We start from the raw sequence: 20578 nt of genomic DNA, 5'->3' as shown, positions 1-20578 counted from the left end.
GACGCTCCCATGTCCAACATTCACGGCATCATCGGCTACACCATCACCCCGTTCAGCGCCAATGGCGAAGGGCTGGATCTGCCTGCGCTGGGCCAATCGATCGATCGGATGATTGAAAGGGGCGTCCACGCCATCGCGCCGCTGGGCAGTACCGGCGAAGGCGCTTACCTGGCCGAGACGGAATGGGCTCAAGTCGCCGAGTTCAGCCTCAAACACGTGGCCAAACGCGTGCCGACCATCGTCAGCGTGTCCGACCTGACCACCGCCAAAGCGGTGCAACGCGCACGCTTTGCCGAGGCCCATGGCGCCGATGTGGTGATGGTCCTGCCGGCGTCTTACTGGAAACTCAGCGAAGCGGAAATCCTTGCCCACTACCGCGCCATCGGCGACAGCATCGGTGTGCCGATCATGCTCTACAACAACCCGGCCACCAGCGGCACCGACATGTCGGTCGAGCTGATTCTGCGCATCGTCGGCGCGGTGGAAAACGTGACCATGGTCAAGGAGAGCACCGGCGACATCCAGCGCATGCACAAGCTGCAATTGCTCGGCGAAGGTCAGGTGCCGTTTTACAACGGCTGCAATCCGCTGGCGCTGGAAGCTTTTGCCGCCGGGGCGAAAGGCTGGTGCACGGCGGCGCCGAATTTGATCCCGCAATTGAACCTGGATCTTTACGAGGCGACGTTGGCGGGCGATCTGGGCAAGGCACGCGAACTGTTCTACCGCCAGTTGCCGTTGCTGGATTTCATTCTCAAGGGTGGATTGCCGGCGACGATCAAGGCCGGATTGCGTCAGACCGGTCTGGAGGTGGGCGATCCACGCTTGCCGGTCTTCCCGCTGAGTGAAGCGGGCGAGACCCAGCTGCAAACAATCCTCAAGACCCTGCGCTGATCACACTGAAACAAAGCAAATTTAATGTGGGAGCGAGCCTGCTCGCGAAGACGGTATAGCAGTCGATGATGATGTTGACTGATACACCGCTTTCGCGAGCGGGCTCGCTCCCACAGAAGATTTGCATTGAATTTGAAAGTGAGGTCAGAGGACAGGCAAAGTCTTGTCCTTGATGGTTTTGGTCGGTCCATTGGTCTTGACGCTGGCAATGCCTTTGGCGCACGCCGCATCCGAGGAATACGCCTCACTGCTGCCGATAACCTGATGGTTGGCGGCTTTGAGGTTGAAGTAGGGATGGCCATCCTTCGTCGTTTTCTTCTCGTAGCGCTCATCCAGCGGGCTGTTGGTCTGCACCGAGGCAATGCCGCCGTCGGCTGCCGCGCGGGTGGTGTAAAGCTCACTGGTAAGAATGGTTTCGGCATTGGCGGCCTTCAGTACAAACCTGAACTGGCCGTTGCTGCTTTTGCTGATTTCGTACCATCCGGACATGCTCGATTCTCCTTCGCGATTAAGAGGTTTCGCGCCTCAGAGTAAAGACCAGTCCTGATTATCTGTCGCCTGTACCGGCCCTATCGCTGGCAAGCCAGCTCCCACAGGCTCGAAGACGATCCCGGATTTTGTGTTCGACTCGGACATTGTGGGAGCTGGCTTGCCAGCGATGCGATCTCAAACTGTACGGATAAGTAAGTGCCTAGCTGTAACAGCCACAACCCCCCGGTTTATGGCTTGATGAAGGCAATCCCCTGCCACCTCCAATTCCGGTCCCCATCATGTCCTCGCGCGAAAACACCGGCATGGCCCTCGGCCTGCTCGGGGTTGTGATTTTCAGCCTCACCCTGCCCTTCACTCGCATTGTCGTGCAGGAACTGCATCCGTTGCTTAATGGCTTGGGTCGAGCGTTGGTCGCGGCGATCCCGGCGGCGTTGCTGTTGTTGTGGCGACGGGAGAAATGGCCGACGTGGGCCCAGGTCAAAGGCCTGAGCATGGTGATCGCCGGGGTGATCCTCGGTTTCCCGGTGCTGTCGGCCTGGGCCATGCAAACCTTGCCGGCGTCTCACGGCGCGTTGGTCAACGGCTTGCAACCGTTGTGCGTGGCGCTTTATGCCGCTTGGTTGTCCCACGAACGGCCGTCAAAAGCCTTCTGGGCCTGCGCCGCGCTGGGCAGTGCGCTGGTACTCGGTTATGCGTTGTTTACCGGAGCCGGGAGCATTCAGGCCGGGGATTTGTTGATGCTCGGCGCGATTGCCGTGGGTGGCCTGGGCTATGCCGAAGGTGGCCGACTGGCCAAAGAGATGGGCGGCTGGCAGGTGATCTGCTGGGCACTGGTGCTGTCGACGCCGTTGTTGTTCGGCCCGGTGCTGTACCTGGCGCTGCAACATCAGGGCGCGGTATCGGCCAAGACCTGGTGGGCGTTTGGGTATGTGGCTCTGTTTTCGCAGTTTCTCGGGTTTTTCGCCTGGTACGCCGGGCTGGCTATGGGTGGCATTGCCCGGGTCAGTCAGATCCAGTTGCTGCAGATCTTCTTCACCATCGCGTTTTCGGCGCTGTTCTTTGGTGAACATGTCGAGCCGATCACTTGGGTGTTTGCCTGCGGGGTGATTGCGACCGTGATGCTCGGTCGCAAAACCACCATCAAACCAAATGTGGGAGCGGGCTTGCTCGCGAATGCGGTTCAACATTCACCACAAAGGGTGACTGATCCGACGCCTTCGCGAGCAAGCCCGCTCCCACACGATCAAAGGTAGCCGTCAGCGCGCAGCAAGGTTTCCAGACAGTGCTCGCTGATGTTGTAGAACGCCTTCAACTCCTGAATTTTCACCAACAGCTGAGCCGGGTCTACCGGTTCGGCGCGTTTGACCGCCAGAATCATCTTGTTCTTGTTGGTGTGGTCCAGCGAAATGAACTCGAATACCTTGGTCTCGTAACCACAGGCTTCAAGGAACAGAGCGCGCAGGCTGTCGGTGACCATTTCCGCCTGTTGGCCCAGGTGCAAACCGTATTGCAGCATCGGTTTGAGCAGCGCCGGGCTCTGGATTTGCAGGCGGATCTGCTTGTGGCAGCACGGCGAGCACATGATGATCGACGCGCCCGAACGAATGCCGGTGTGGATCGCATAGTCGGTGGCGATATCACAGGCATGCAGGGCAATCATCACGTCCAGCTCGCTCGGCGCCACGCTGCGCACATCGCCGCACTTGAACACCAGCCCCGGATGATCCAGCTTCGCCGCAGCGGCGTTGCACAGGTTGACCATTTCCTCACGCAACTCGACGCCGGTGACTTCACCCTCGGCCTTCAAGGTATTGCGCAGGTAATCGTGAATGGCAAAGGTCAGGTAACCCTTGCCCGAACCGAAATCCGCCACCCGCACCGGTTTGTCCAGCGCCAGCGGCGACGACGTCAGGGCATGGCTGAACACTTCGATGAATTTGTTGATCTGCTTCCACTTGCGCGACATCGCCGGGATTAGCTCTTGCTGCGCATTGGTCACGCCCAGATCCTTGAGGAACGGACGGCTCAGCTCCAGAAAGCGGTTTTTCTCACGGTTGTGTTCAGCGGAGGGCGCTTCGCGCAATTGCTGGGGCTTGCTCTTGAACAGAGAACTCTTGCCCTTTTTGCTGTATTCGAGCTGTGCTTCATCCGTCAGGGTCAGCAAATGCGCATTTTTGAACGTGGCCGGCAGAAACTCGCCAATCATCGCCACGCCCTCTGCCAGCGGCAGGTTCTTGGTGATGTCGCGGGTCTTGTAGCGATAGACGAACGACAGGTTCGGCTGCGCCTTGACCGTCACCGGTTTGATGATGACCCGCTGCAAGTCCGCTTCTTCACCGACGTACTTGGCCAGCACCAGTTTGATGAAGCCGTTCTGCTCAAGGCTGGTTTGCAGCAGCTCGATGAACTGGGCGTGGTGATCGGGCGCCGATTTGGCGGATGGGGCGGTAACGGACATGAACAAGCGGCCTCGGGGGGCGAATCGGGAATGGCGGGTATTTTAGGGGGGATGGGGACTGGGGACACGCTCTTATTTACCGAACGGCAAAAATCAAAAGATCGTCCGATCGCGGCCGATCTTTTGATCTTGCCTATCCCAACACCACCAAACGATTCGGCAACTCATTCCGTACCTGCGTCACCGGCACATGCACCTTCAACAACTCGCCACACGCCTCGACACACTGCACAAACCCCTCAAGTGTGCGCCCCTGCCGTACCTGCTCGGTAAACGCCGCGACAATCGCATCCCAGTTTTTATTGTCCAGCCGACTGGAGATTCCCTCGTCCACCAGAATCTCCACGTACCGCTCGGCCTCGCAGACGAAAATCAGCATGCCGGTGCTGCCCACCGTGTGATGCAGGTTTTGCTCAAGAAACTGTCGCCGCGCCAGATTCGATGCGCGCCAGTGCCGCACTCGACGAGGCACCAGGTGGGTGGTGATCTTCGGCAGACGAAACAGCAGGCACAGGACGATGAACAGGCCCCACTGCACTAACAGCAGACTGCGCAGGGTCAGCCACCCGGTCAGGTAATGCACGACGCCCGGCACCACCAGCGCCAGCAGGCTGGCCCACAGCAGCGGAATGTACGCGTAGTCATCGGCGCGGGCCGCCAGTACCGTCACCAGTTCGGCGTCGGTGTCGCGCTCGACCCGGGCGATCGCCTCGGCGACTTTGCGTTGTTCGTGTTCAGTCAGTAATGCCATGTCAAAGAGTGCCTGCTCATTATTGTTGTGTGCTCACCAGCCGCCGGACGAACCACCGCCGCCGAAACTGCCCCCGCCGCCGCTGAAGCCACCGCCTCCACCACCGCCGCCAAATCCGCCCCCCCCACCAAAGCCGCCGCCCGAGCCACCGGAGCCGCCACGGCCGGCGGGAAGGATACCGAGCATCTGGCAGACAAACACCGTCAGGATGAACAACATCACCAGAAACACGAACAAGGCCGGGTGCCGGGAGATGAAATCACTCTGCGGATCACCACTGGATTCGTACACCGTCGACGGCTCGTCCAGCGGATTACCGCCCAATACCACCAGCATCGCCGCCACGCCGTCGCTGATGCCCTTGCTGAAATTGCCGGTCTTGAAGGCAGGCGTAATGACTTGATGAATGATCACTGAGGTTTGCGCATCGGTCAGCCGGTCTTCCAGGCCATAACCGACTTCGATGCGCAGTTTGCGCTCGTCGCGGGCGACGATCAGCAGTGCGCCGTTGTTTTTGTCCTTCTGCCCGATGCCCCAGTGACGGCCAAGCTGGACGCCGTAGTCCTCGATGGTGGTGCCCTGCAGATCCGGCAGGGTGACCACAACCAACTGCTCGCCCGTCGCCTGCTCATGGGCCTGCAACTGCTGGCTCAGTTGCGCACGCACCGATGGCTCGAGCATCTGCGCCTCGTCCACCACCCGCCCGCTCAGCGCCGGGAACGTCAACTCGGCCCGGGCGCTGACGGCGAACAGCCACAGCATCAGCACCAGGCCCATTTTCAACACACGCATGGATATCCCCCCCTGCAGGAGCTGCCGCGGGCTGCGATCTTTTGATCTTGCTTGTAAGACCCACGTCAAACGATCGCAGCCTGCGGCAGCTCCTACAGGTTTGTGTTCAGAATTTAACCTGGGGTGCCTTATCGGCATCCGGCGTAGTGGCTTCGAAGGTCTCGCGGACCGGCAAGTCGCTGTACATCACGCTGTGCCAGAGACGACCAGGGAAGGTGCGGATCTCAGTGTTGTATTTCTGCACCGCCAGAATGAAATCGCGCCGCGCCACGGCGATGCGATTTTCCGTGCCTTCAAGCTGCGATTGCAGGGCGAGGAAGTTCTGGTTGGCCTTCAGGTCCGGGTAACGCTCGGAGACCACCATCAAGCGACTCAACGCGCCGCTCAGCTGATCCTGCGCCTGCTGGTACTGCTTGAGCTTTTCGGGATTGTCGAGGGTATTGGCATCGACCTGAATCGACGTGGCTTTGGCCCGGGCCTCAATCACCGCAGTCAGGGTTTCCTTCTCGTGGGCGGCATAGCCCTTCACCGTTTCCACCAGATTGGGAATCAGGTCAGCGCGGCGCTGGTACTGGTTCTGCACCTGGCCCCACGCAGCCTTGGCCTGCTCGTCGAGGGTCGGGATGTTGTTGATCCCACACGCGGTCAATAGCGTTGCCAGTACCAGCAACGTGGCAACCTGAAAACGCGAGCGAAAGGTTGGACTTACATTCATCACAGTGATGCTCCCTGGCACATTTCATTTTAAAAACCGCCCGCGAAACATTCGGGACCGGCTCTTGGGGCATAATCGGCGGCGCTACTGGATTGCAACGGGCCGATGGGCTAAAAAGAGGCCCTGCGCAGACGCTGCCAACTGTCGATTGTCGTATTTTGGCTGAGTGTTTTTTGCGCCCGCACCCGAACAACAATAGTCGCTCCCTACATTTTGGCTGGCCGGCATTGCAATGCCGTTTGCGCCCTTGAGAAAAATATTCATGAAGAAGCTGTGTTTGCTGGGTCTGCTCGTCAGCCTGGCCAGTCATCAAGTACTGGCCGCTGAGACCCCGGTCCCCCTGGAAAACAAGGACGCCTTCATCACTAATCTGATGAAGCAAATGACTCTCGACGAAAAGATCGGCCAGTTGCGTCTGATCAGCATCGGCCCGGAAATGCCCCGCGAGTTGATCCGCAAAGAAATCGCCGCTGGCAACATCGGCGGCACGTTCAACTCGATCACCCGCGCGGAAAACCGTCCAATGCAGGACGCTGCCATGCGCAGCCGTCTGAAGATTCCGATGTTTTTCGCCTACGACGTGATCCACGGTCACCGGACGATTTTCCCGATTCCACTGGCCCTGGCGTCGAGCTGGGACATGGACGCCATCGGCCAGTCCGGCCGCGTTGCTGCCAAAGAAGCCGCCGCCGACAGCCTCGACATCACTTTTGCACCGATGGTCGATATCTCCCGCGATCCGCGCTGGGGCCGCAGCTCCGAAGGTTTTGGTGAAGACACCTACCTGACCTCACGCATCGCCAGAGTCATGGTCAAGGCCTATCAGGGCGAAACCCCGAGCGCCGCCGACAGCATCATGGCCAGCGTCAAGCACTTCGCCCTGTACGGCGCGGTCGAGGGCGGTCGCGACTACAACACCGTCGACATGAGCCCGGTGAAGATGTACCAGGACTACCTGCCACCCTACCGCGCGGCGATCGATGCCGGCGCCGGCGGGGTGATGGTGGCGTTGAACTCGATCAACGGTATCCCGGCCACCGCCGACACTTGGCTGATGAACGATCTGCTGCGCAGGGACTGGGGCTTCAAGGGCCTGGCGGTCAGCGACCACGGCGCGATCTTCGAGCTGATCAAGCACGGCGTGGCCCGCGACGGGCGGGAAGCGGCGAAGCTGGCAATCAAGGCCGGCATCGACATGAGCATGAACGACACCCTCTACGGCAAAGAGCTGCCGGGGCTGCTCAAGTCCGGCGAGATCGAACAGAAACACATCGACAACGCCGTGCGCGAAGTCCTCGCCGCCAAGTACGACATGGGCCTGTTCAAGGACCCGTACCTGCGCATCGGCAAGGCTGAAGACGATCCGGCCGACACCTACGCCGACAGCCGTCTGCACCGCGCCGATGCCCGTGAAGTGGCACGCCGCAGCCTGGTGCTGCTGAAGAACCAGAACGAAACCCTGCCGCTGAAGAAAACCGCGAAAGTCGCCTTGGTCGGCCCGTTGGCCAAAGCGCCAATCGACATGATGGGCAGTTGGGCGGCGGCGGGTAAGCCGGCGCAATCGGTGACGCTGTTCGATGGCATGAGCTCGGTGATCGGCGACAAGGCGAACCTGATCTACGCCCGTGGCGCCAACATCACCAGCGACAAGAAGGTGCTCGACTACCTCAACTTCCTCAACTTCGATGCCCCGGAAGTGGTGGATGATCCGCGCCCGGCCAACGTGCTGATCGACGAAGCGGTGAAAGCCGCCAAGGACGCTGACGTGATCGTTGCAGCGGTGGGCGAGTCCCGCGGCATGTCCCACGAGTCGTCGAGCCGTACCGACCTGAACATCCCGGAGACCCAGCGCGAGCTGATCCGTGCCCTGAAAGCCACCGGCAAACCGCTGGTGCTGGTGCTGATGAACGGCCGTCCGCTGACCATTCTCGAAGAGAATCAGTCGGCCGACGCGATTCTGGAAACCTGGTTTAGCGGCACCGAGGGCGGCAACGCCATCGCTGACGTGCTGTTCGGCGACTACAACCCGTCGGGCAAACTGCCGGTGACCTTCCCGCGTTCCGTGGGGCAGATCCCGACCTACTACAACCACCTGAGCATTGGCCGACCGTTCACGCCGGGCAAACCGGGCAACTACACCTCGCAGTATTTCGATGACACGACCGGCCCGCTGTTCCCGTTCGGCTATGGCCTGAGCTACACCGATTTCAGCCTGAACGACATGGCGCTGTCGTCGACCACCCTGAACGCCACCGGCAAGCTCGACGCCAGCGTCATGGTGAAGAACACCGGCACGCGTGACGGCGAAACCGTGGTGCAGTTGTACATTCAGGACGTCACCGGTTCGATGATCCGCCCGGTGAAAGAACTGAAGAACTTCCAGAAAATCATGCTCAAGGCCGGTGAACAGAAAGTCGTGCACTTCACCATCACTGAGGATGACCTGAAGTTCTACAACGCCCAGCTCAAGTACGCGGCAGAGCCTGGCAAGTTCAACGTGCAGATCGGCCTGGATTCGCAGGACGTGAAGCAGCAGAGTTTCGAACTGCTGTAGTTTTTCAGGAACAAATGCCCGTGTGAGAAGGGCCTTTGTGGGAGGGGGCTTGCTCCCGAATGCGGTGTATCAGCTAAATAAATGCTGAATGACATGCCGCCTTCGGGAGCAAGCCCCCTCCCACATTGGAATCCACTGGTTTCGGAATTGGCGTTAACCGCGTCTGTCGAGAATGTTGACCACCAAGCGATCCACCCAGCCCCAAACCCTCTGCTTCACCCGCCGCCACAATGGCCGCTTCCGCCATTCCTCCAGACTCACCCGCTGACTCAAGCCGAAGTCTTTCTCGAAACTCGCCACCACCGCTGCCGTCAACGACGGATCGAGCGCCTCAAGATTGGCCTCCAGATTGAAGCGCAGGTTCCAGTGATCGAAGTTGCACGAGCCGATGCTGACCCAGTCGTCCACCAGCACCATTTTCAGGTGCAGGAAGCACGGCTGATATTCGAAGATCTGCACCCCGGCCTTGAGCAGGCGCGGGTAATAACGATGCCCGGCGTAGCGCACCGACGGGTGATCGGTGCGCGGCCCGGTCAGCAGCAAGCGCACGTCGACACCGCGAGCGGCGGCTTTGCGCAAGGAGCGACGGATATTCCAGGTGGGCAGGAAATACGGCGTGGCCATCCAGATGCGTTGCTGCCCGCTGTTCAATGCGCGGAACAGCGATTGCAGAATGTCGCGGTGCTGGCGGGCATCGGCATAGGCCACGCGACCCATGCCTTCGCCCATGTCCGGCACCTTGGGCAAGCGTGGCAGGCCGACATGCGCCGACGGTTTCCACGCCCGCCGATGACGGTTGGCGATCCACTGGCGGTCGAACAGCACCTGCCAGTCGAGCACCAGCGGGCCGGTGATTTCCACCATCACTTCGTGCCATTCACTGGTGTCTGTATCGGGTGTCCAGAACTCATCGGTAACACCGGTGCCACCGACCACCGCCAGACGCTGATCGACCAACAGCAATTTGCGGTGATCACGATAAAAATTGCCGACCCAGCGCCGCCAGCTCAGACGATTGTAAAAACGCAGTTCAACGCCAGCCTGAATCAGGCGCTGACGCAGAGTGAGAGTAAACGCGAGGCTGCCGTAATCATCGAACAGGCAGCGCACCCGCACGCCGCGCTCGGCGGCTTGCACCAGTACCTGCACCACGGCTTCGGCACAGGCGCCCGCCTCGACCAGATACAACTCCAGCTCGACCTGCTCTTGGGCGCGGGCAATCTCCACCAGCATGCGCGGGAAAAATTGCGGGCCGTCGATCAACAGTTCGAAACGGTTGCCGTCACGCCAAGGGAAGATCGCACCGCGCATTTCAGCGCGCCGTGAAAATCAGCACCGCACCCACCGGTACCGACAGACTGATGGCCGACAGGTCGGCCAGTTTGCGCAGGCTTTCCAGCCCTGGGACGAGATCGAAATCCTCGGCGTTGATCACCAGCGGCTCCAGCGTCACCACCTGAAAGCGCCGGTCATCGAGACGCGTTGCCAGCAACTCGGCCGGGTATTCGTGCTGCTTGCCGTGCAGGTTGACGGTCAGCGGCAGGCGTAACTCCAGCTGCGCACCGGGGGCCAGGTCGTTGATCGGGCGCAGATCGATTTGCGTAGTGATGGTCGCGTCGGGGAATTGCTCGATCTGGAACAGCTCTTTACGCATGCGCTCGTCGCGCAGCGGGATGCCACTGTTGATCGAATCCAGTTCGACTTCGACCTCGGCGCGACCGTTGGGGTCGACTTTGCCGTGCAGCACCAGAAAACGCTGAACTTCGGAAACATGGGCGTTTTTCGTGCTGACGAACGACAGCCGCGATGACTCGCCATCCAGATACCAATTGGCCTGGGCCGGCAGCGCAGCGGCAGCCAACAACAGGCTCGACAGGGTTTTGCAGAGGGAGCGGTTGAACATTGAAGACTCGTGGGGACGATAAACCTGCACGAACCTTAACCGCCCACGCTGTTATTGCAAACTGAAGATCACACCCGGTGGGAGCGAGCCTGCTCGCGAAGACGTCACCTGCCTCAACAGAGAAGGTGCGCCTGCTATTGCATTCGCGAGCAGGCTCGCTCCCACAAAAAACAATCGGGTGTTTTCAGGGATTGAGCCGGCAGCCCTGACGCTCGCTTTGCCATTGCGCATTGTTGTGGCGGCCCATGCCGCTGACGGTGATGGTCTTGCTCGCGCTGTCATCGCTGAACCCGCTGGTGGGCAGCCACTGTTTCACATAGCCCCGGCAATACTCGGCGTCGTTGTTCATCACGTAGCGACACGAACAATATTCCTTGGCGGTATAGGCGCTGATGATGTCGGGGAAGGCCCACAGGTTTTCGCGCTCATAGACGATCCAGCCGAGCAGCAGGACCAGCATTAACAGCAAGAAGCGCTTCATGGCTGCACCGCCTTCAGCACGTGTTTGAGCAGTTCGTGATGGCTGTAGCTGCCGTCACGATCATCGGCGTAGCGCACGATGACCAGTTTTTCGCTGGGGATCACGTACAAAGCCTGGCCCCAATGGCCGAGCGCGGCGAAGGTATCGGGCGGTGCGTCGGGCCACGGCGATGGCGCGCCGTCCGCCGGGCGATTGAGCCACCAGTGGCCGCCGGGGACGGCTTCGTCCTGCTGGGCCTTGTAACCGGCGAAAGGCTTGAGGTTGAACGCGACCCAGTCCTTGGGCAGCAATTGCCGGTCTTTCCAGCGTCCGTCGCGGGAAATCAACAGACCGACCCGCGCCAGATCCCGCGCAGTGAGATAGGCGTAAGACGAGGCGACGAACGTGCCATTGGCATCGGTTTCCCACACTGCATGGCGTATGCCCAAAGGCTCGAACAAAGCCGTCCACGGATAATCGGGATAACGCTGCGGGCCGACGATGGATTTCAACGCTGCCGCCAACAGATTGCTGTCGCCGCTGGAATAACGGAAGGCCTGCCCCGGTTCGGCGTAAGCATCGTGATCGGCGGTGAACGCGGCCATGTCGCGATGGCCCCGGGTATAGAGCATCGCCACCACCGAGGATTTCAGTGGCGCATATTCGTAATCTTCCTGCCAGTCGATCCCCGAAGCCCAGTGCAGCAGATTGGCGAGGGTGATGGCCGGGTGTTTCTCCAGCGCCGGGTAGAACTTCACGGCGGCGTCTTCAAGTTTGAACAGACCTTCGCCGTAAGCCACGCCGAGTACGCAGGCCATCAGGCTTTTGCTGATCGACCAGGTCAGGTGCGAGGTTTGCTCGGTGGTCGGGCCGGCGTAGCGTTCGTAGATGATTTGGCCGTCGCGAATGATCAGCAATGCGTCGGTGCGGATGCCTTGGCGAGTGTTGTCGTCGCGGGGCGCGAAGGCGTAGGTCTCAAGGTCTTTAATCGCCGTGATCTGTGGGCCGACCGGCCATTGTTCGCCGGGCCACTGCTCATCGGAGGCCTGAACCGTGAAACTGATCAGCAGCAGAAGCAGGGACAGACCTTTGAACATGGTGAGGGCTCTGGGGGAGAACCTGCTGAGGGTAGTCGGGGTTTATGACAGATGTGTGTTGATGTTGAGGCCGCCTTCGCGAGCAGGCTCGCTCCCACAGCTTGATCGCATTCCAACTGAAGAAACTCGATTAACTGTGGGAGCGAGCCTGCTCGCGAAAAGGCCAGTCAGTTCAACGCCAAAGCCTTGGCCAGCCGCTTGGCCCGGGCCCCCGAAGCCAATTGCATCACCGACTGATCGCGCTGCCACATCGCCGCCCACTCCGGACTGCCTCCAGCCAACGCCTGATCGATCTCGGGTTTCAACGAATCAAACTGCGCAAACAGCCCACCCAACAACACATGCCCGGCCGGATTGTTCGGCGACTGCCGACTCATTTCCGCACACCCGGCCAACAGCGCCAGCAAGCGCAATTGCAGGGCCTGCGGCCAGTCGCTGTCCTGCCCGACGCCATACAACCACGCGGTCATCGCACTCAGCACATAGACATCTTCCAGTGTGCGAAACGGTTTGACGTAAGCATCCCAACCATCCCCCGCGAGCAACTCGCACAGCGCGCTGTCGAGGTGCAGCCGGCCATGGCTGATGTCCGGCATCAGCGGCAGTGCGGGTAGTTTTTCCAGCGTCACACCGGGCTCACCGGGATATACCACCGCCAGACTCAGGCGCGGCGCCTCACCGGGCAATTCACCGCGCGCAGCAATCAACAGCCAGTCCGCCGCATCGCCGGCGGTGACGAAATCCTTGCGCCCGCTCAGGCGCAAATCGGTCAGCCGTGTCTGCATGTCGGCCGGGCGCAAGCTGCGCTGTTCTGTCGCACACAACGCTCCAAGGCTCAGCGGCGCGCTCGGCCAGAGCATGCGCAACGCCGCTTGATAACCGACCAGAAACGCCAGCCCCGGCGTGGCCATCCGCCGGCCACCCGCCACCGCCAATTCGAACGGCGTGACGTTGCCCAGTTGCTGCAACAACGTCGCAAAACCCTCCGCCAGGTCAGCAACGGCGGGCAATCGTTCACGGCTTTGAAGCAGATCTGACCAGAGCATAAGAGGCTCCTTGTGGGCTGTCATATAAGCATCACCGAACGTTCATGGCGATGACACCGGGGCTACATAGCCTGACTTTGCACAACACGGCTGCATAAAGAAAGTCGATCGGCTGCAACCCACGACGGGTTAAAGGCCCGTACGGAGATTCACATGACTCAGATCGCCCGCATCAGCGACACCGGCAATGAACGCCGCCTGCAAGCCGAACGCCTGATCGGCGCGCAAGCTTTGCAGCAAGCCCAGGCCTTGCGCTTCAGCGTATTCAGCGGCGAATTCAACGCCAAGCTGAAAGGCGCGGAACTGGGTCTGGACATGGATGATTATGATGTTCACTGCAGCCACATCGGCGTGCGTGACCTGAACACCGGACGCTTGGTGGCGACCACGCGATTGCTTGATCACACTGCCGCCAGCACCCTGGGCAAGTTCTACAGCGAAGAAGAATTCAGCCTGCATGGCCTCGCGCACCTGAAAGGCCCGATCCTCGAAATCGGCCGCACCTGCGTCGACCCGGCCTACCGCAACGGCGGCACCATCGCCGTACTGTGGGGCGAACTCGCCGAAGTGTTGAATCAGGGCGGCTACAGCTACCTGATGGGTTGCGCGAGCATTCCGATGCAGGATGGCGGCGTGCAGGCCCACGCGATCATGCAGCGTCTGCGTGAGCGCTATCTGTGCACCGAACACCTGCGCGCGGAGCCAAAAAAACCGCTGCCAACCCTGGATATTCCATCCAACGTGATCGCCGAAATGCCGCCGCTGCTCAAGGCTTACATGCGTCTGGGCGCGAAGATCTGCGGCGAGCCATGCTGGGACGAAGATTTCCAGGTCGCCGACGTGTTCATCCTGCTCAAGCGCGACGAACTCTGCCCGCGCTACGCCAAGCACTTCAAGGCGGCCGTGTAATGAGCCGGCTGCGGGTGTACGCGCGGATCGCGCGAGTGCTGGCGGTGGTGACACTGGGGTTGACCATGGCCAGTGTCTTCGGCGTGTTCGAACGGATTGGCCTGGCGCATTCGATGGAGCGTCGGCAGCGCTGGTCACGGTTTTTCATGGCTCGATTGAGTAATGCCCTGCCCTTTCGCGTGACGGTTCACGGTGAACTGCCGGAACAGCCGATGCTGTGGGTCAGCAACCACGTTTCATGGACGGACATTCCACTGCTCGGCATGCTCACGCCGCTGTCGTTTTTGTCCAAGGCCGAGGTGCGTACCTGGCCGGTGGCCGGCTGGCTGGCGGCAAAGGCTGGCAGCCTGTTTATCCGTCGCGGTTCGGGCGACAGCCAATTGATCCGCAAGCAGATGACCCGTCACCTGCAAACCGATCACTCGCTACTGATGTTCCCGGAAGGCACCACCACCGATGGCCGTTCACTGCGTACCTTTCACGGCCGCTTGCTGTCGGCGGCGATTGATTCAGAGGTGATGCTGCAACCGGTGGCGATCCGTTATCTGCGTGACGGCGAAATCGATGCACTGGCGCCGTTCATTGGTGACGATGATCTGCTGTCGCACCTGATGCGTCTGTTCAGCAATGATTGCGGCGATGTCGAGGTGCATGTGCTCAAGCCGATTGCCTGTCAGGGCCGCGAGCGTGCAGCGCTGGCGTTCGAAGCGCAGCAGGCGGTGCAGAAGGTGTTGTTTGGTGAGGTCGCGAAACCGGCTGAACCGCGTCGCGCCGGCGAATTGATTGCTGCTTGAAATCCCCCCCCTGTGGGAGCGAGCCTGCTCGCGAAAGCGGTGTCTCAGCCAATATAGATGCTGAATGAAACGCCGCCTTCGCGAGCAGGCTCGCTCCCACATTTAGATCCTCATTGGATCAGGTTTTTGTGCGAAGTCCTGGAGTTGTGGGTAGAAAAGTCGGAAGTCCTCGCTCAACGGCTCATACAACCGCCGCAATTCCTGCATCGCCCCCGCCAGTTCCTCCGGCCGGCTCAGTCGCCGGGAGATCCCGCGCAACACCTGATCAAGCACTTCAAATTCCTGATACGACCCCAACCAGTCATTGGCGACCATGTGCGGGGCGATCTTCGCCAGTCGCCCGGGCAATTGCTGCTCGCGAGACAACACGCGATAAACATCAGCGGTGAACTGCTCCAACGGTTGATCGGCGTACAACCTCCAGTCCCGCGCCAGGCAATGATCGAAAAACATATCGAGGACGATCCCGGCATAGCGCCGCCGGGTATCGGAAAAGCGCCCCAGCGCGATGCCCACCAACGGATGGCGATCGGTGAACACGTCAATCCGTCGATGCAGTTGAATCGCCGCCTCGAGCTCCGGGGCAAACTGCCCTTGCAGCCGGCCTTTGACGAAATCGCCATACAGGCTGCCGAGTAATTGCTCGGGGCGCTGGCCACCGAGGTGCAAATGTGCGAGATAGTTCATGGGCGCAGCTTAGCACTGCGCTTTCATCGTTACACTCAACGTATCGTTATAACCCGATATACCGATTTATACGGTCATCAGATCAAAATCATATTTGTATATCGCGAAATACCGATTTAAAGTTCGCCTCATCGCGATATAGCGCTACAGACATCACGAGCCCCCAAGCCATGAACATCGACCTCGACGAAATAATAAAAGCCCTGGCACACCCAGTACGGCGAGACATCCTCATCTGGCTGAAAGATCCCAAAGCCCAGTTTCCGGAACAGATCCACAACCACGAGTACGGCATCTGCGCCGGGCAGATCGATCAACGCTGCGGCCTGTCGCAGTCGACCGTGTCTGCCCACCTCGCCACCCTGCAACGCGCCGGGCTGATCAGCAGCCAGAAGGCCGGGCAGTGGCACTTTTTCAAACGCAACGAGGACGTGATCCAGGCGTTCCTCAACACCCTCAGTAAAGAGCTCTGACCCTTAACGTCAGCCAGCCACAAGGAATCAACGATGCCCCTCTCGCTACTCATACTCGCCTTGAGCGCCTTCGCCATCGGCACCACTGAGTTCGTCATCATGGGCCTGCTGCCCGATGTGGCGGCCGACCTCGGTGTGTCGATTCCCGGCGCCGGCTGGCTGGTGACCGGTTACGCCCTGGGCGTGGCCATCGGTGCGCCGTTCATGGCACTGGCCACCGCCAGACTGCCGCGCAAGGCTGCACTGGTAGCGTTGATGGGCATCTTCATTGTCGGCAACCTGCTCTGCGCCATCGCCAGTGACTACAACGTGCTGATGTTTGCCCGTGTCGTCACCGCGCTGTGCCACGGTGCGTTCTTCGGTATCGGTTCGGTGGTGGCGGCAGGTCTGGTGGCGCCGAACAAACGCGCTTCGGCGGTCGCTTTGATGTTCACCGGTCTGACCCTGGCCAACGTCCTCGGCGTGCCGCTGGGCACGGCGTTAGGTCAGGAAGCCGGCTGGCGCTCGACCTTCTGGGCTGTGACCGTGATCGGTGTGATCGCACTGATCGGCCTGATCCGCTTCCTGCCAGCCAAGCGTGACGAAGAAAAACTCGACATGCGCGCCGAACTCGCCGCCCTCAAAGGTGCCGGTATCTGGTTGTCCCTGAGCATGACCGCGCTGTTCGCCGCCTCGATGTTCACCCTCTTCACCTACGTCGCGCCGCTGCTCGGCGATGTCACCGGTGTCTCGCCAAAAGGCGTGACCTGGACCCTGCTGTTGATTGGCCTCGGTTTGACGGTCGGCAACATCATCGGCGGCAAACTGGCGGACAAACGCCTCGCTGCCACCCTGATCGGCGTGTTCGTGTCGATGGCCGTGGTCTCCACCGTGCTGAGCTGGACCAGCGTCGCGTTGATCCCGACTGAGATCACCCTGTTCCTCTGGGCCACCGCCTCTTTCGCTGCCGTACCGGCACTGCAAATCAACGTCGTGACGTTCGGCAAAGCTGCACCGAACCTGGTCTCGACCCTGAACATCGGCGCCTTCAACGTCGGCAACGCGCTCGGCGCCTGGGTCGGCGGCAGCGTTATCGCCCATGGTTTCGGCCTGACCAGCGTACCGCTGGCCGCAGCAGCTTTGGCGGTACTCGCCCTGCTGGTGACCCTGATTACTTTCCGTCAGAACGGCAATGCCGATCTGGCCCCCGCGACCAACTAATCAACGACTTCACTGACGAGGGTTGTATCTCATGGCAACTATTTTCGATCCGATCAAACTGGGCGACCTCGAGCTGTCCAACCGCATCATCATGGCCCCGCTGACCCGCTGCCGCGCCGATGAAGGCCGTGTGCCGAACGCGCTGATGGCCGAGTACTACGTGCAGCGCGCCTCTGCCGGCCTGATCCTCAGCGAAGCCACTTCGGTGACGCCGATGGGCGTGGGCTACCCGGATACCCCGGGCATCTGGTCCAACGATCAAGTGCGTGGCTGGGCCAACGTGACCAAAGCCATTCACGGCGCAGGCGGCAAGATCTTCCTGCAACTGTGGCACGTCGGCCGGGTTTCCCACCCGTCGTACCTCAACGGCGAAGCGCCGGTCGCACCGAGCGCCATCCAGCCTGAGGGCCACGTCAGCCTGGTGCGCCCAATGGCCGACTACCCAACCCCGCGCGCACTGGAAACCGCTGAGATCGCCGACATCGTCGACGCCTACCGCACCGGTGCCGAAAACGCCAAAGCCGCCGGTTTCGACGGCGTGGAAATCCACGGCGCCAACGGCTACCTGCTCGACCAGTTCCTGCAAAGCAGCACCAACCAGCGCACCGACAACTACGGCGGCTCCCTGGAAAACCGTGCCCGCCTGCTGCTGGAAGTGACTGACGCCGCCATCGAAGTCTGGGGCGCCGGCCGTGTCGGTGTGCACCTGGCACCGCGCGCCGATTCCCACGACATGGGCGATGACAATCTGGCTGAAACCTTCACTTACGTGGCACGGGAACTGGGCAAGCGTGGCATCGCCTTCATCTGCTCCCGCGAGAAAGAAGGCGCCGACAGCCTCGGCCCGCAACTCAAGGAAGCCTTCGGCGGCCCGTATATCGCTAACGAGCGCTTCACCAAGGACAGCGCCAACGCGTGGCTGGCCAGCGGCAAGGCGGACGCCGTGGCGTTCGGTGTGCCGTTCATTGCCAACCCGGATCTGCCAGCGCGTTTGAAAGCCGATGCGCCGCTGAACGAGGCGCGTCCAGAGCTGTTCTACGCCAAGGGCCCGGTCGGCTATATCGACTATCCGACGCTGTAAGCGTTATTCAGTACGAGGCAGCACACACGCAAAAGCCCCCGACTTGTGAGAGCCGGGGGCTTTTTTTCGCCAGCGGTTACCGGGCATTGGCAACACTCGTTCACACCAGCGACACAAAATCCCTACAAAATGCCTGGCTCGCTACCTATAAACTCCGCGCCTCGAACGTATATGAAAGCAGGCCAATTGACATAAGCTGTGCCGATTAGACATTGTTCATTTGCGCAGGCTGGGGCTCAGGCGCAGCATGTCCAGCCCTGTATCGACCCAGCGCTCGGCTTCGGCGTGCAACTCGAAGCTGTCCGGCGCCAAAAGCCACCCATAGAGGAGGCCGTCAATATAGGCATGAATGCTGATGGCCGCGCGGGCAGTGTCGAGATCTTCCGGCAACTGGCCGCGATTCACCGCATTACGCAAGGTCAGGCCGATGCGCAGATTGCACTCGAGACTGGCCGCTCGGCGCTGCTGGCGCAAATCGCACATTTCATCGGTGAACTCGCACTTATGAAACAGAATTTCGTTGATGCGCCGGGTCTTGGGATCCAGTGCGACTTGATGAAACAAATGAATCAGCAGCTTGCGCATGCAACCCAGCGGATCCAGTTCATCCTCGCTTTCGCTGGCCTTGGCCAGTTCATCCAGCGGCTCATGCAAGCTGTCGAGCATCGCCTGCACCAGATCGGCCTTGTTGCTGAAATGCCAATAAATGGCACCGCGCGTGACGCCGGCCATAGTCGCGATATCCGCCAGGGTCGTGCGGGCCACGCCCCGTTCATAAAACGCTTTCTCGGCCGCTTCGAGAATCTGGCTGCGCGTTTCCTGAGCTTCTTCTTTGGTACGACGGACCATGGCAGTAAAACCTCAAACAGGATGTTTCAGGGATGGCTGAATATCCGCTGAATAAAGAGGGGGCCGATCTCTCTCGAATCGACTCCCCGGCCTACAATTTCAAATCTTGCGACGATTTTGTAACAGGGTGGGTACGAAGCCAAGGTATTTACAAACAACCATGAACGTAAGTATATTCCTTAGCAAGCTACTTATCTACCCGGCACCCTTTTTTTACCCTTCCACACTTCTTGTGCGCTTTTTGCGCGCCTGACCCGAGGATCTTCATGCAATTCAAGCCAGCTGTTACCGCTCTGGTCACTGCCGTCGCCCTGGCATCGCTGCTCAGCGGATGTAAAAAGGAAGAAGCGGCCCCGGCCGCTCCGCCTCCTCAGGTCGGCGTCGTCACCCTGCAACCACAAGCCTTTACCCTCACTTCCGAACTGCCGGGCCGCACCAGTGCGTTCCGCATCGCTGAAGTGCGACCACAGGTCAACGGCATCATTCTCAAGCGTCTGTTCAAGGAAGGCGGCGATGTCAAAGCCGGCCAGCAGCTGTATCAGATCGATCCGTCGGTCTATGAAGCGACCCTGAAAAGCGCCGAAGCCAACCTGCGTTCGACCAAGTCGATCTCCGACCGCTACAAGCAACTGGTCGATGAGCAGGCTGTCAGCCGTCAGGAATACGACACCGCCCTGGCCAACCGCCTGCAATCGGAAGCTTCGTTGCAGAGCGCGCAGATCAACGTGCGTTACACCAAGGTCTACGCGCCGATCTCCGGGCGTATCGGCCGTTCTTCGGTGACTGAAGGTGCACTGGTCAGCAATGGCCAGACCGACGCCATGGCCGTGATCCAGCAGCTGGATCCGATCTACGTCGACGTTACGCAGTCGTCGGTTGAACTGCTTGAACTGCGCCGTGAGCTGGAAAGCGGTCGCCTGCAAAAAGCCGGCGACAACGCCGCTGCGGTCAAACTGACTCTGGAAGACGGCAGCCAGTACAAGCTCGACGGTAAGCTGGAATTTTCTGAAGTGTCGGTCGATCAGACCACCGGTTCCGTGACCCTGCGCGCCGTGTTCCCGAACCCGGATCACACCTTGCTGCCTGGCATGTTCGTCCACGCCCAGTTGCAGGCGGGTGTGAACAGCGCCGCGATCCTCGCCCCGCAGCAAGGTGTGACCCGCGACCTCAAAGGCACGCCGACCGCGCTGGTCGTCGGCCCGGACAACAAGGTTGAACTGCGTCAGCTCAAGGCCAGCCGCACCGTCGGCAGTCAGTGGCTGATCGAAGACGGCCTGAAGGCTGGCGATCGTCTGATCACCGAAGGACTGCAATACGTCAAACCTGGTGTCGAAGTAAAAGCCAGTGAAGCGACCAACGTCGGTGCAAAGAACCCGGCCCCCGCACAGGCAGCTGACAAAGCCGCCGGCGGCAAAGGGGAGTAACC

At 60.4% G+C, this 20578-nt stretch carries 21 protein-coding genes; 9 read left to right on the top strand and 12 right to left on the bottom strand.

Annotated features, from left to right (window positions below):
- Positions 1–9: 9 nt before the first annotated feature.
- A complete protein-coding gene (locus ATI02_RS23200; protein ID WP_100847484.1) occupies positions 10–891 on the top strand; it encodes a dihydrodipicolinate synthase family protein in 882 nt (293 codons plus the stop codon).
- 144 nt (positions 892–1035) lie between these two features.
- On the opposite strand, the gene ATI02_RS23190 is transcribed toward ATI02_RS23200, so the two are convergent.
- The gene (locus ATI02_RS23190) at positions 1036–1380 is read right to left on the bottom strand and encodes a YegP family protein (protein ID WP_095191573.1); all 345 of its coding nucleotides are present in this window, start codon (positions 1378–1380) and stop codon (positions 1036–1038) included.
- Between the two features lie 281 nt (positions 1381–1661).
- On the opposite strand from ATI02_RS23190, the gene ATI02_RS23185 reads away from it, so the two are divergent.
- Positions 1662–2636 carry a DMT family transporter gene (locus tag ATI02_RS23185; RefSeq protein ID WP_095191574.1) on the top strand — a complete coding sequence of 325 codons (975 nt, stop codon included), beginning with the start codon at positions 1662–1664 and terminating at the stop codon, positions 2634–2636.
- Here the strand turns inward: ATI02_RS23185 and ATI02_RS23180 are convergent.
- The 4 genes from ATI02_RS23180 to ATI02_RS23165 all read right to left on the bottom strand — a co-directional run bounded on the left by ATI02_RS23180 (position 2627) and on the right by ATI02_RS23165 (position 6099).
- Positions 2627–3841: a class I SAM-dependent methyltransferase gene (locus tag ATI02_RS23180; RefSeq protein ID WP_095191575.1), complete on the bottom strand. Its 1215-nt coding sequence runs from the start codon at positions 3839–3841 to the stop codon at positions 2627–2629. The genes ATI02_RS23185 and ATI02_RS23180 overlap by 10 nt on opposite strands.
- A gap of 133 nt (positions 3842–3974) precedes the next feature.
- Positions 3975–4592: a TPM domain-containing protein gene (locus ATI02_RS23175; protein WP_095191576.1), complete on the bottom strand. Its 618-nt coding sequence runs from the start codon at positions 4590–4592 to the stop codon at positions 3975–3977.
- A 33-nt stretch (positions 4593–4625) separates the two neighbouring features.
- Positions 4626–5384 carry a TPM domain-containing protein gene (locus ATI02_RS23170; RefSeq protein WP_095191577.1) on the bottom strand — a complete coding sequence of 253 codons (759 nt, stop codon included), beginning with the start codon at positions 5382–5384 and terminating at the stop codon, positions 4626–4628.
- Positions 5385–5490: 106 nt separating this feature from the next.
- Positions 5491–6099: a LemA family protein gene (locus ATI02_RS23165; protein WP_095191578.1), complete on the bottom strand. Its 609-nt coding sequence runs from the start codon at positions 6097–6099 to the stop codon at positions 5491–5493.
- Positions 6100–6361: 262 nt separating this feature from the next.
- On the opposite strand from ATI02_RS23165, the gene bglX reads away from it, so the two are divergent.
- Entirely contained in the window at positions 6362–8653 is a 2292-nt protein-coding gene (gene bglX, locus ATI02_RS23160; protein ID WP_100847482.1) for a beta-glucosidase BglX, read from the top strand.
- 153 nt (positions 8654–8806) lie between these two features.
- Here bglX and ATI02_RS23155 read toward each other — a convergent pair whose 3' ends face one another.
- The 5 genes from ATI02_RS23155 to ATI02_RS23135 all read right to left on the bottom strand — a co-directional run bounded on the left by ATI02_RS23155 (position 8807) and on the right by ATI02_RS23135 (position 13159).
- Positions 8807–9964, bottom strand: coding sequence for a phospholipase D-like domain-containing protein (locus ATI02_RS23155; protein ID WP_100847481.1), 1158 nt, complete (start codon positions 9962–9964; stop codon positions 8807–8809).
- A gap of 1 nt (position 9965) precedes the next feature.
- On the bottom strand, positions 9966–10556 hold the full coding sequence (locus ATI02_RS23150; protein ID WP_100847480.1) for a YceI family protein: 591 nt from the start codon (positions 10554–10556) through the stop codon (positions 9966–9968).
- Positions 10557–10740: 184 nt separating this feature from the next.
- Positions 10741–11037 (bottom strand): amidase, encoded by a 297-nt coding sequence (locus ATI02_RS23145; protein ID WP_100847479.1) that lies wholly within the window; start codon positions 11035–11037, stop codon positions 10741–10743.
- Positions 11034–12113, bottom strand: a complete 1080-nt coding sequence (locus ATI02_RS23140; protein WP_100847478.1) for a serine hydrolase domain-containing protein — start codon at positions 12111–12113, stop codon at positions 11034–11036. Before ATI02_RS23140 ends, ATI02_RS23145 begins: the two co-directional genes overlap by 4 nt.
- Before the next feature lie 167 nt (positions 12114–12280).
- Positions 12281–13159, bottom strand: coding sequence for an acyl-CoA dehydrogenase middle domain-containing protein (locus ATI02_RS23135; protein ID WP_100847477.1), 879 nt, complete (start codon positions 13157–13159; stop codon positions 12281–12283).
- 153 nt (positions 13160–13312) lie between these two features.
- Between ATI02_RS23135 and olsB the strand changes: the two genes are divergently transcribed.
- Together olsB and ATI02_RS23125 are read left to right on the top strand one after the other, a co-directional pair.
- The gene (gene olsB, locus ATI02_RS23130; RefSeq protein ID WP_100847476.1) at positions 13313–14068 is read left to right on the top strand and encodes an L-ornithine N(alpha)-acyltransferase; all 756 of its coding nucleotides are present in this window, start codon (positions 13313–13315) and stop codon (positions 14066–14068) included.
- On the top strand, positions 14068–14862 hold the full coding sequence (locus tag ATI02_RS23125) for a lysophospholipid acyltransferase family protein (RefSeq protein WP_095191503.1): 795 nt from the start codon (positions 14068–14070) through the stop codon (positions 14860–14862). Before olsB ends, ATI02_RS23125 begins: the two co-directional genes overlap by 1 nt.
- A gap of 102 nt (positions 14863–14964) precedes the next feature.
- Here ATI02_RS23125 and ATI02_RS23115 read toward each other — a convergent pair whose 3' ends face one another.
- Positions 14965–15549 carry an acyl carrier protein phosphodiesterase gene (locus ATI02_RS23115; RefSeq protein ID WP_100847475.1) on the bottom strand — a complete coding sequence of 195 codons (585 nt, stop codon included), beginning with the start codon at positions 15547–15549 and terminating at the stop codon, positions 14965–14967.
- 170 nt (positions 15550–15719) lie between these two features.
- On the opposite strand from ATI02_RS23115, the gene ATI02_RS23110 reads away from it, so the two are divergent.
- From ATI02_RS23110 to ATI02_RS23100, 3 genes are read left to right on the top strand one after another with little or no spacing between them, the layout of a single operon-like run.
- On the top strand, positions 15720–16022 hold the full coding sequence (locus tag ATI02_RS23110) for an ArsR/SmtB family transcription factor (protein WP_095191501.1): 303 nt from the start codon (positions 15720–15722) through the stop codon (positions 16020–16022).
- 33 nt (positions 16023–16055) lie between these two features.
- Positions 16056–17222 (top strand): MFS transporter, encoded by a 1167-nt coding sequence (locus tag ATI02_RS23105; RefSeq protein ID WP_095191500.1) that lies wholly within the window; start codon positions 16056–16058, stop codon positions 17220–17222.
- Between the two features lie 31 nt (positions 17223–17253).
- Positions 17254–18303, top strand: coding sequence for an alkene reductase (locus tag ATI02_RS23100; protein WP_100847474.1), 1050 nt, complete (start codon positions 17254–17256; stop codon positions 18301–18303).
- A 216-nt stretch (positions 18304–18519) separates the two neighbouring features.
- Here ATI02_RS23100 and emhR read toward each other — a convergent pair whose 3' ends face one another.
- A complete protein-coding gene (gene emhR / locus ATI02_RS23095; protein WP_100847473.1) occupies positions 18520–19152 on the bottom strand; it encodes an efflux system transcriptional repressor EmhR in 633 nt (210 codons plus the stop codon).
- A 266-nt stretch (positions 19153–19418) separates the two neighbouring features.
- Between emhR and emhA the strand changes: the two genes are divergently transcribed.
- Complete coding sequence (emhA, locus tag ATI02_RS23090; protein WP_100847472.1) at positions 19419–20576, top strand: efflux RND transporter periplasmic adaptor subunit EmhA; 1158 nt, start codon at positions 19419–19421, stop codon at positions 20574–20576.
- Positions 20577–20578 lie beyond the last annotated feature (2 nt).

The sequence above is a fragment of the Pseudomonas baetica genome (genome assembly GCF_002813455.1).
GTDB classification, from domain to species: Bacteria; Pseudomonadota; Gammaproteobacteria; order Pseudomonadales; family Pseudomonadaceae; genus Aquipseudomonas; species Aquipseudomonas baetica.
This window is presented reverse-complemented; position numbering and strand designations above follow the sequence as displayed.

Coding starts and splice junctions, on each gene's coding strand:
- ATI02_RS23200 (WP_100847484.1), top strand. CDS start 10: ATGTCCAACATTCACGGCATCATCGGCTACACCATCACCCCGTTCAGC.
- ATI02_RS23190 (WP_095191573.1), bottom strand. CDS start 1,380: ATGTCCGGATGGTACGAAATCAGCAAAAGCAGCAACGGCCAGTTCAGG.
- ATI02_RS23185 (WP_095191574.1), top strand. CDS start 1,662: ATGTCCTCGCGCGAAAACACCGGCATGGCCCTCGGCCTGCTCGGGGTT.
- ATI02_RS23180 (WP_095191575.1), bottom strand. CDS start 3,841: ATGTCCGTTACCGCCCCATCCGCCAAATCGGCGCCCGATCACCACGCC.
- ATI02_RS23175 (WP_095191576.1), bottom strand. CDS start 4,592: ATGGCATTACTGACTGAACACGAACAACGCAAAGTCGCCGAGGCGATC.
- ATI02_RS23170 (WP_095191577.1), bottom strand. CDS start 5,384: ATGCGTGTGTTGAAAATGGGCCTGGTGCTGATGCTGTGGCTGTTCGCC.
- ATI02_RS23165 (WP_095191578.1), bottom strand. CDS start 6,099: ATGAATGTAAGTCCAACCTTTCGCTCGCGTTTTCAGGTTGCCACGTTG.
- bglX (WP_100847482.1), top strand. CDS start 6,362: ATGAAGAAGCTGTGTTTGCTGGGTCTGCTCGTCAGCCTGGCCAGTCAT.
- ATI02_RS23155 (WP_100847481.1), bottom strand. CDS start 9,964: ATGCGCGGTGCGATCTTCCCTTGGCGTGACGGCAACCGTTTCGAACTG.
- ATI02_RS23150 (WP_100847480.1), bottom strand. CDS start 10,556: ATGTTCAACCGCTCCCTCTGCAAAACCCTGTCGAGCCTGTTGTTGGCT.
- ATI02_RS23145 (WP_100847479.1), bottom strand. CDS start 11,037: ATGAAGCGCTTCTTGCTGTTAATGCTGGTCCTGCTGCTCGGCTGGATC.
- ATI02_RS23140 (WP_100847478.1), bottom strand. CDS start 12,113: ATGTTCAAAGGTCTGTCCCTGCTTCTGCTGCTGATCAGTTTCACGGTT.
- ATI02_RS23135 (WP_100847477.1), bottom strand. CDS start 13,159: ATGCTCTGGTCAGATCTGCTTCAAAGCCGTGAACGATTGCCCGCCGTT.
- olsB (WP_100847476.1), top strand. CDS start 13,313: ATGACTCAGATCGCCCGCATCAGCGACACCGGCAATGAACGCCGCCTG.
- ATI02_RS23125 (WP_095191503.1), top strand. CDS start 14,068: ATGAGCCGGCTGCGGGTGTACGCGCGGATCGCGCGAGTGCTGGCGGTG.
- ATI02_RS23115 (WP_100847475.1), bottom strand. CDS start 15,549: ATGAACTATCTCGCACATTTGCACCTCGGTGGCCAGCGCCCCGAGCAA.
- ATI02_RS23110 (WP_095191501.1), top strand. CDS start 15,720: ATGAACATCGACCTCGACGAAATAATAAAAGCCCTGGCACACCCAGTA.
- ATI02_RS23105 (WP_095191500.1), top strand. CDS start 16,056: ATGCCCCTCTCGCTACTCATACTCGCCTTGAGCGCCTTCGCCATCGGC.
- ATI02_RS23100 (WP_100847474.1), top strand. CDS start 17,254: ATGGCAACTATTTTCGATCCGATCAAACTGGGCGACCTCGAGCTGTCC.
- emhR (WP_100847473.1), bottom strand. CDS start 19,152: ATGGTCCGTCGTACCAAAGAAGAAGCTCAGGAAACGCGCAGCCAGATT.
- emhA (WP_100847472.1), top strand. CDS start 19,419: ATGCAATTCAAGCCAGCTGTTACCGCTCTGGTCACTGCCGTCGCCCTG.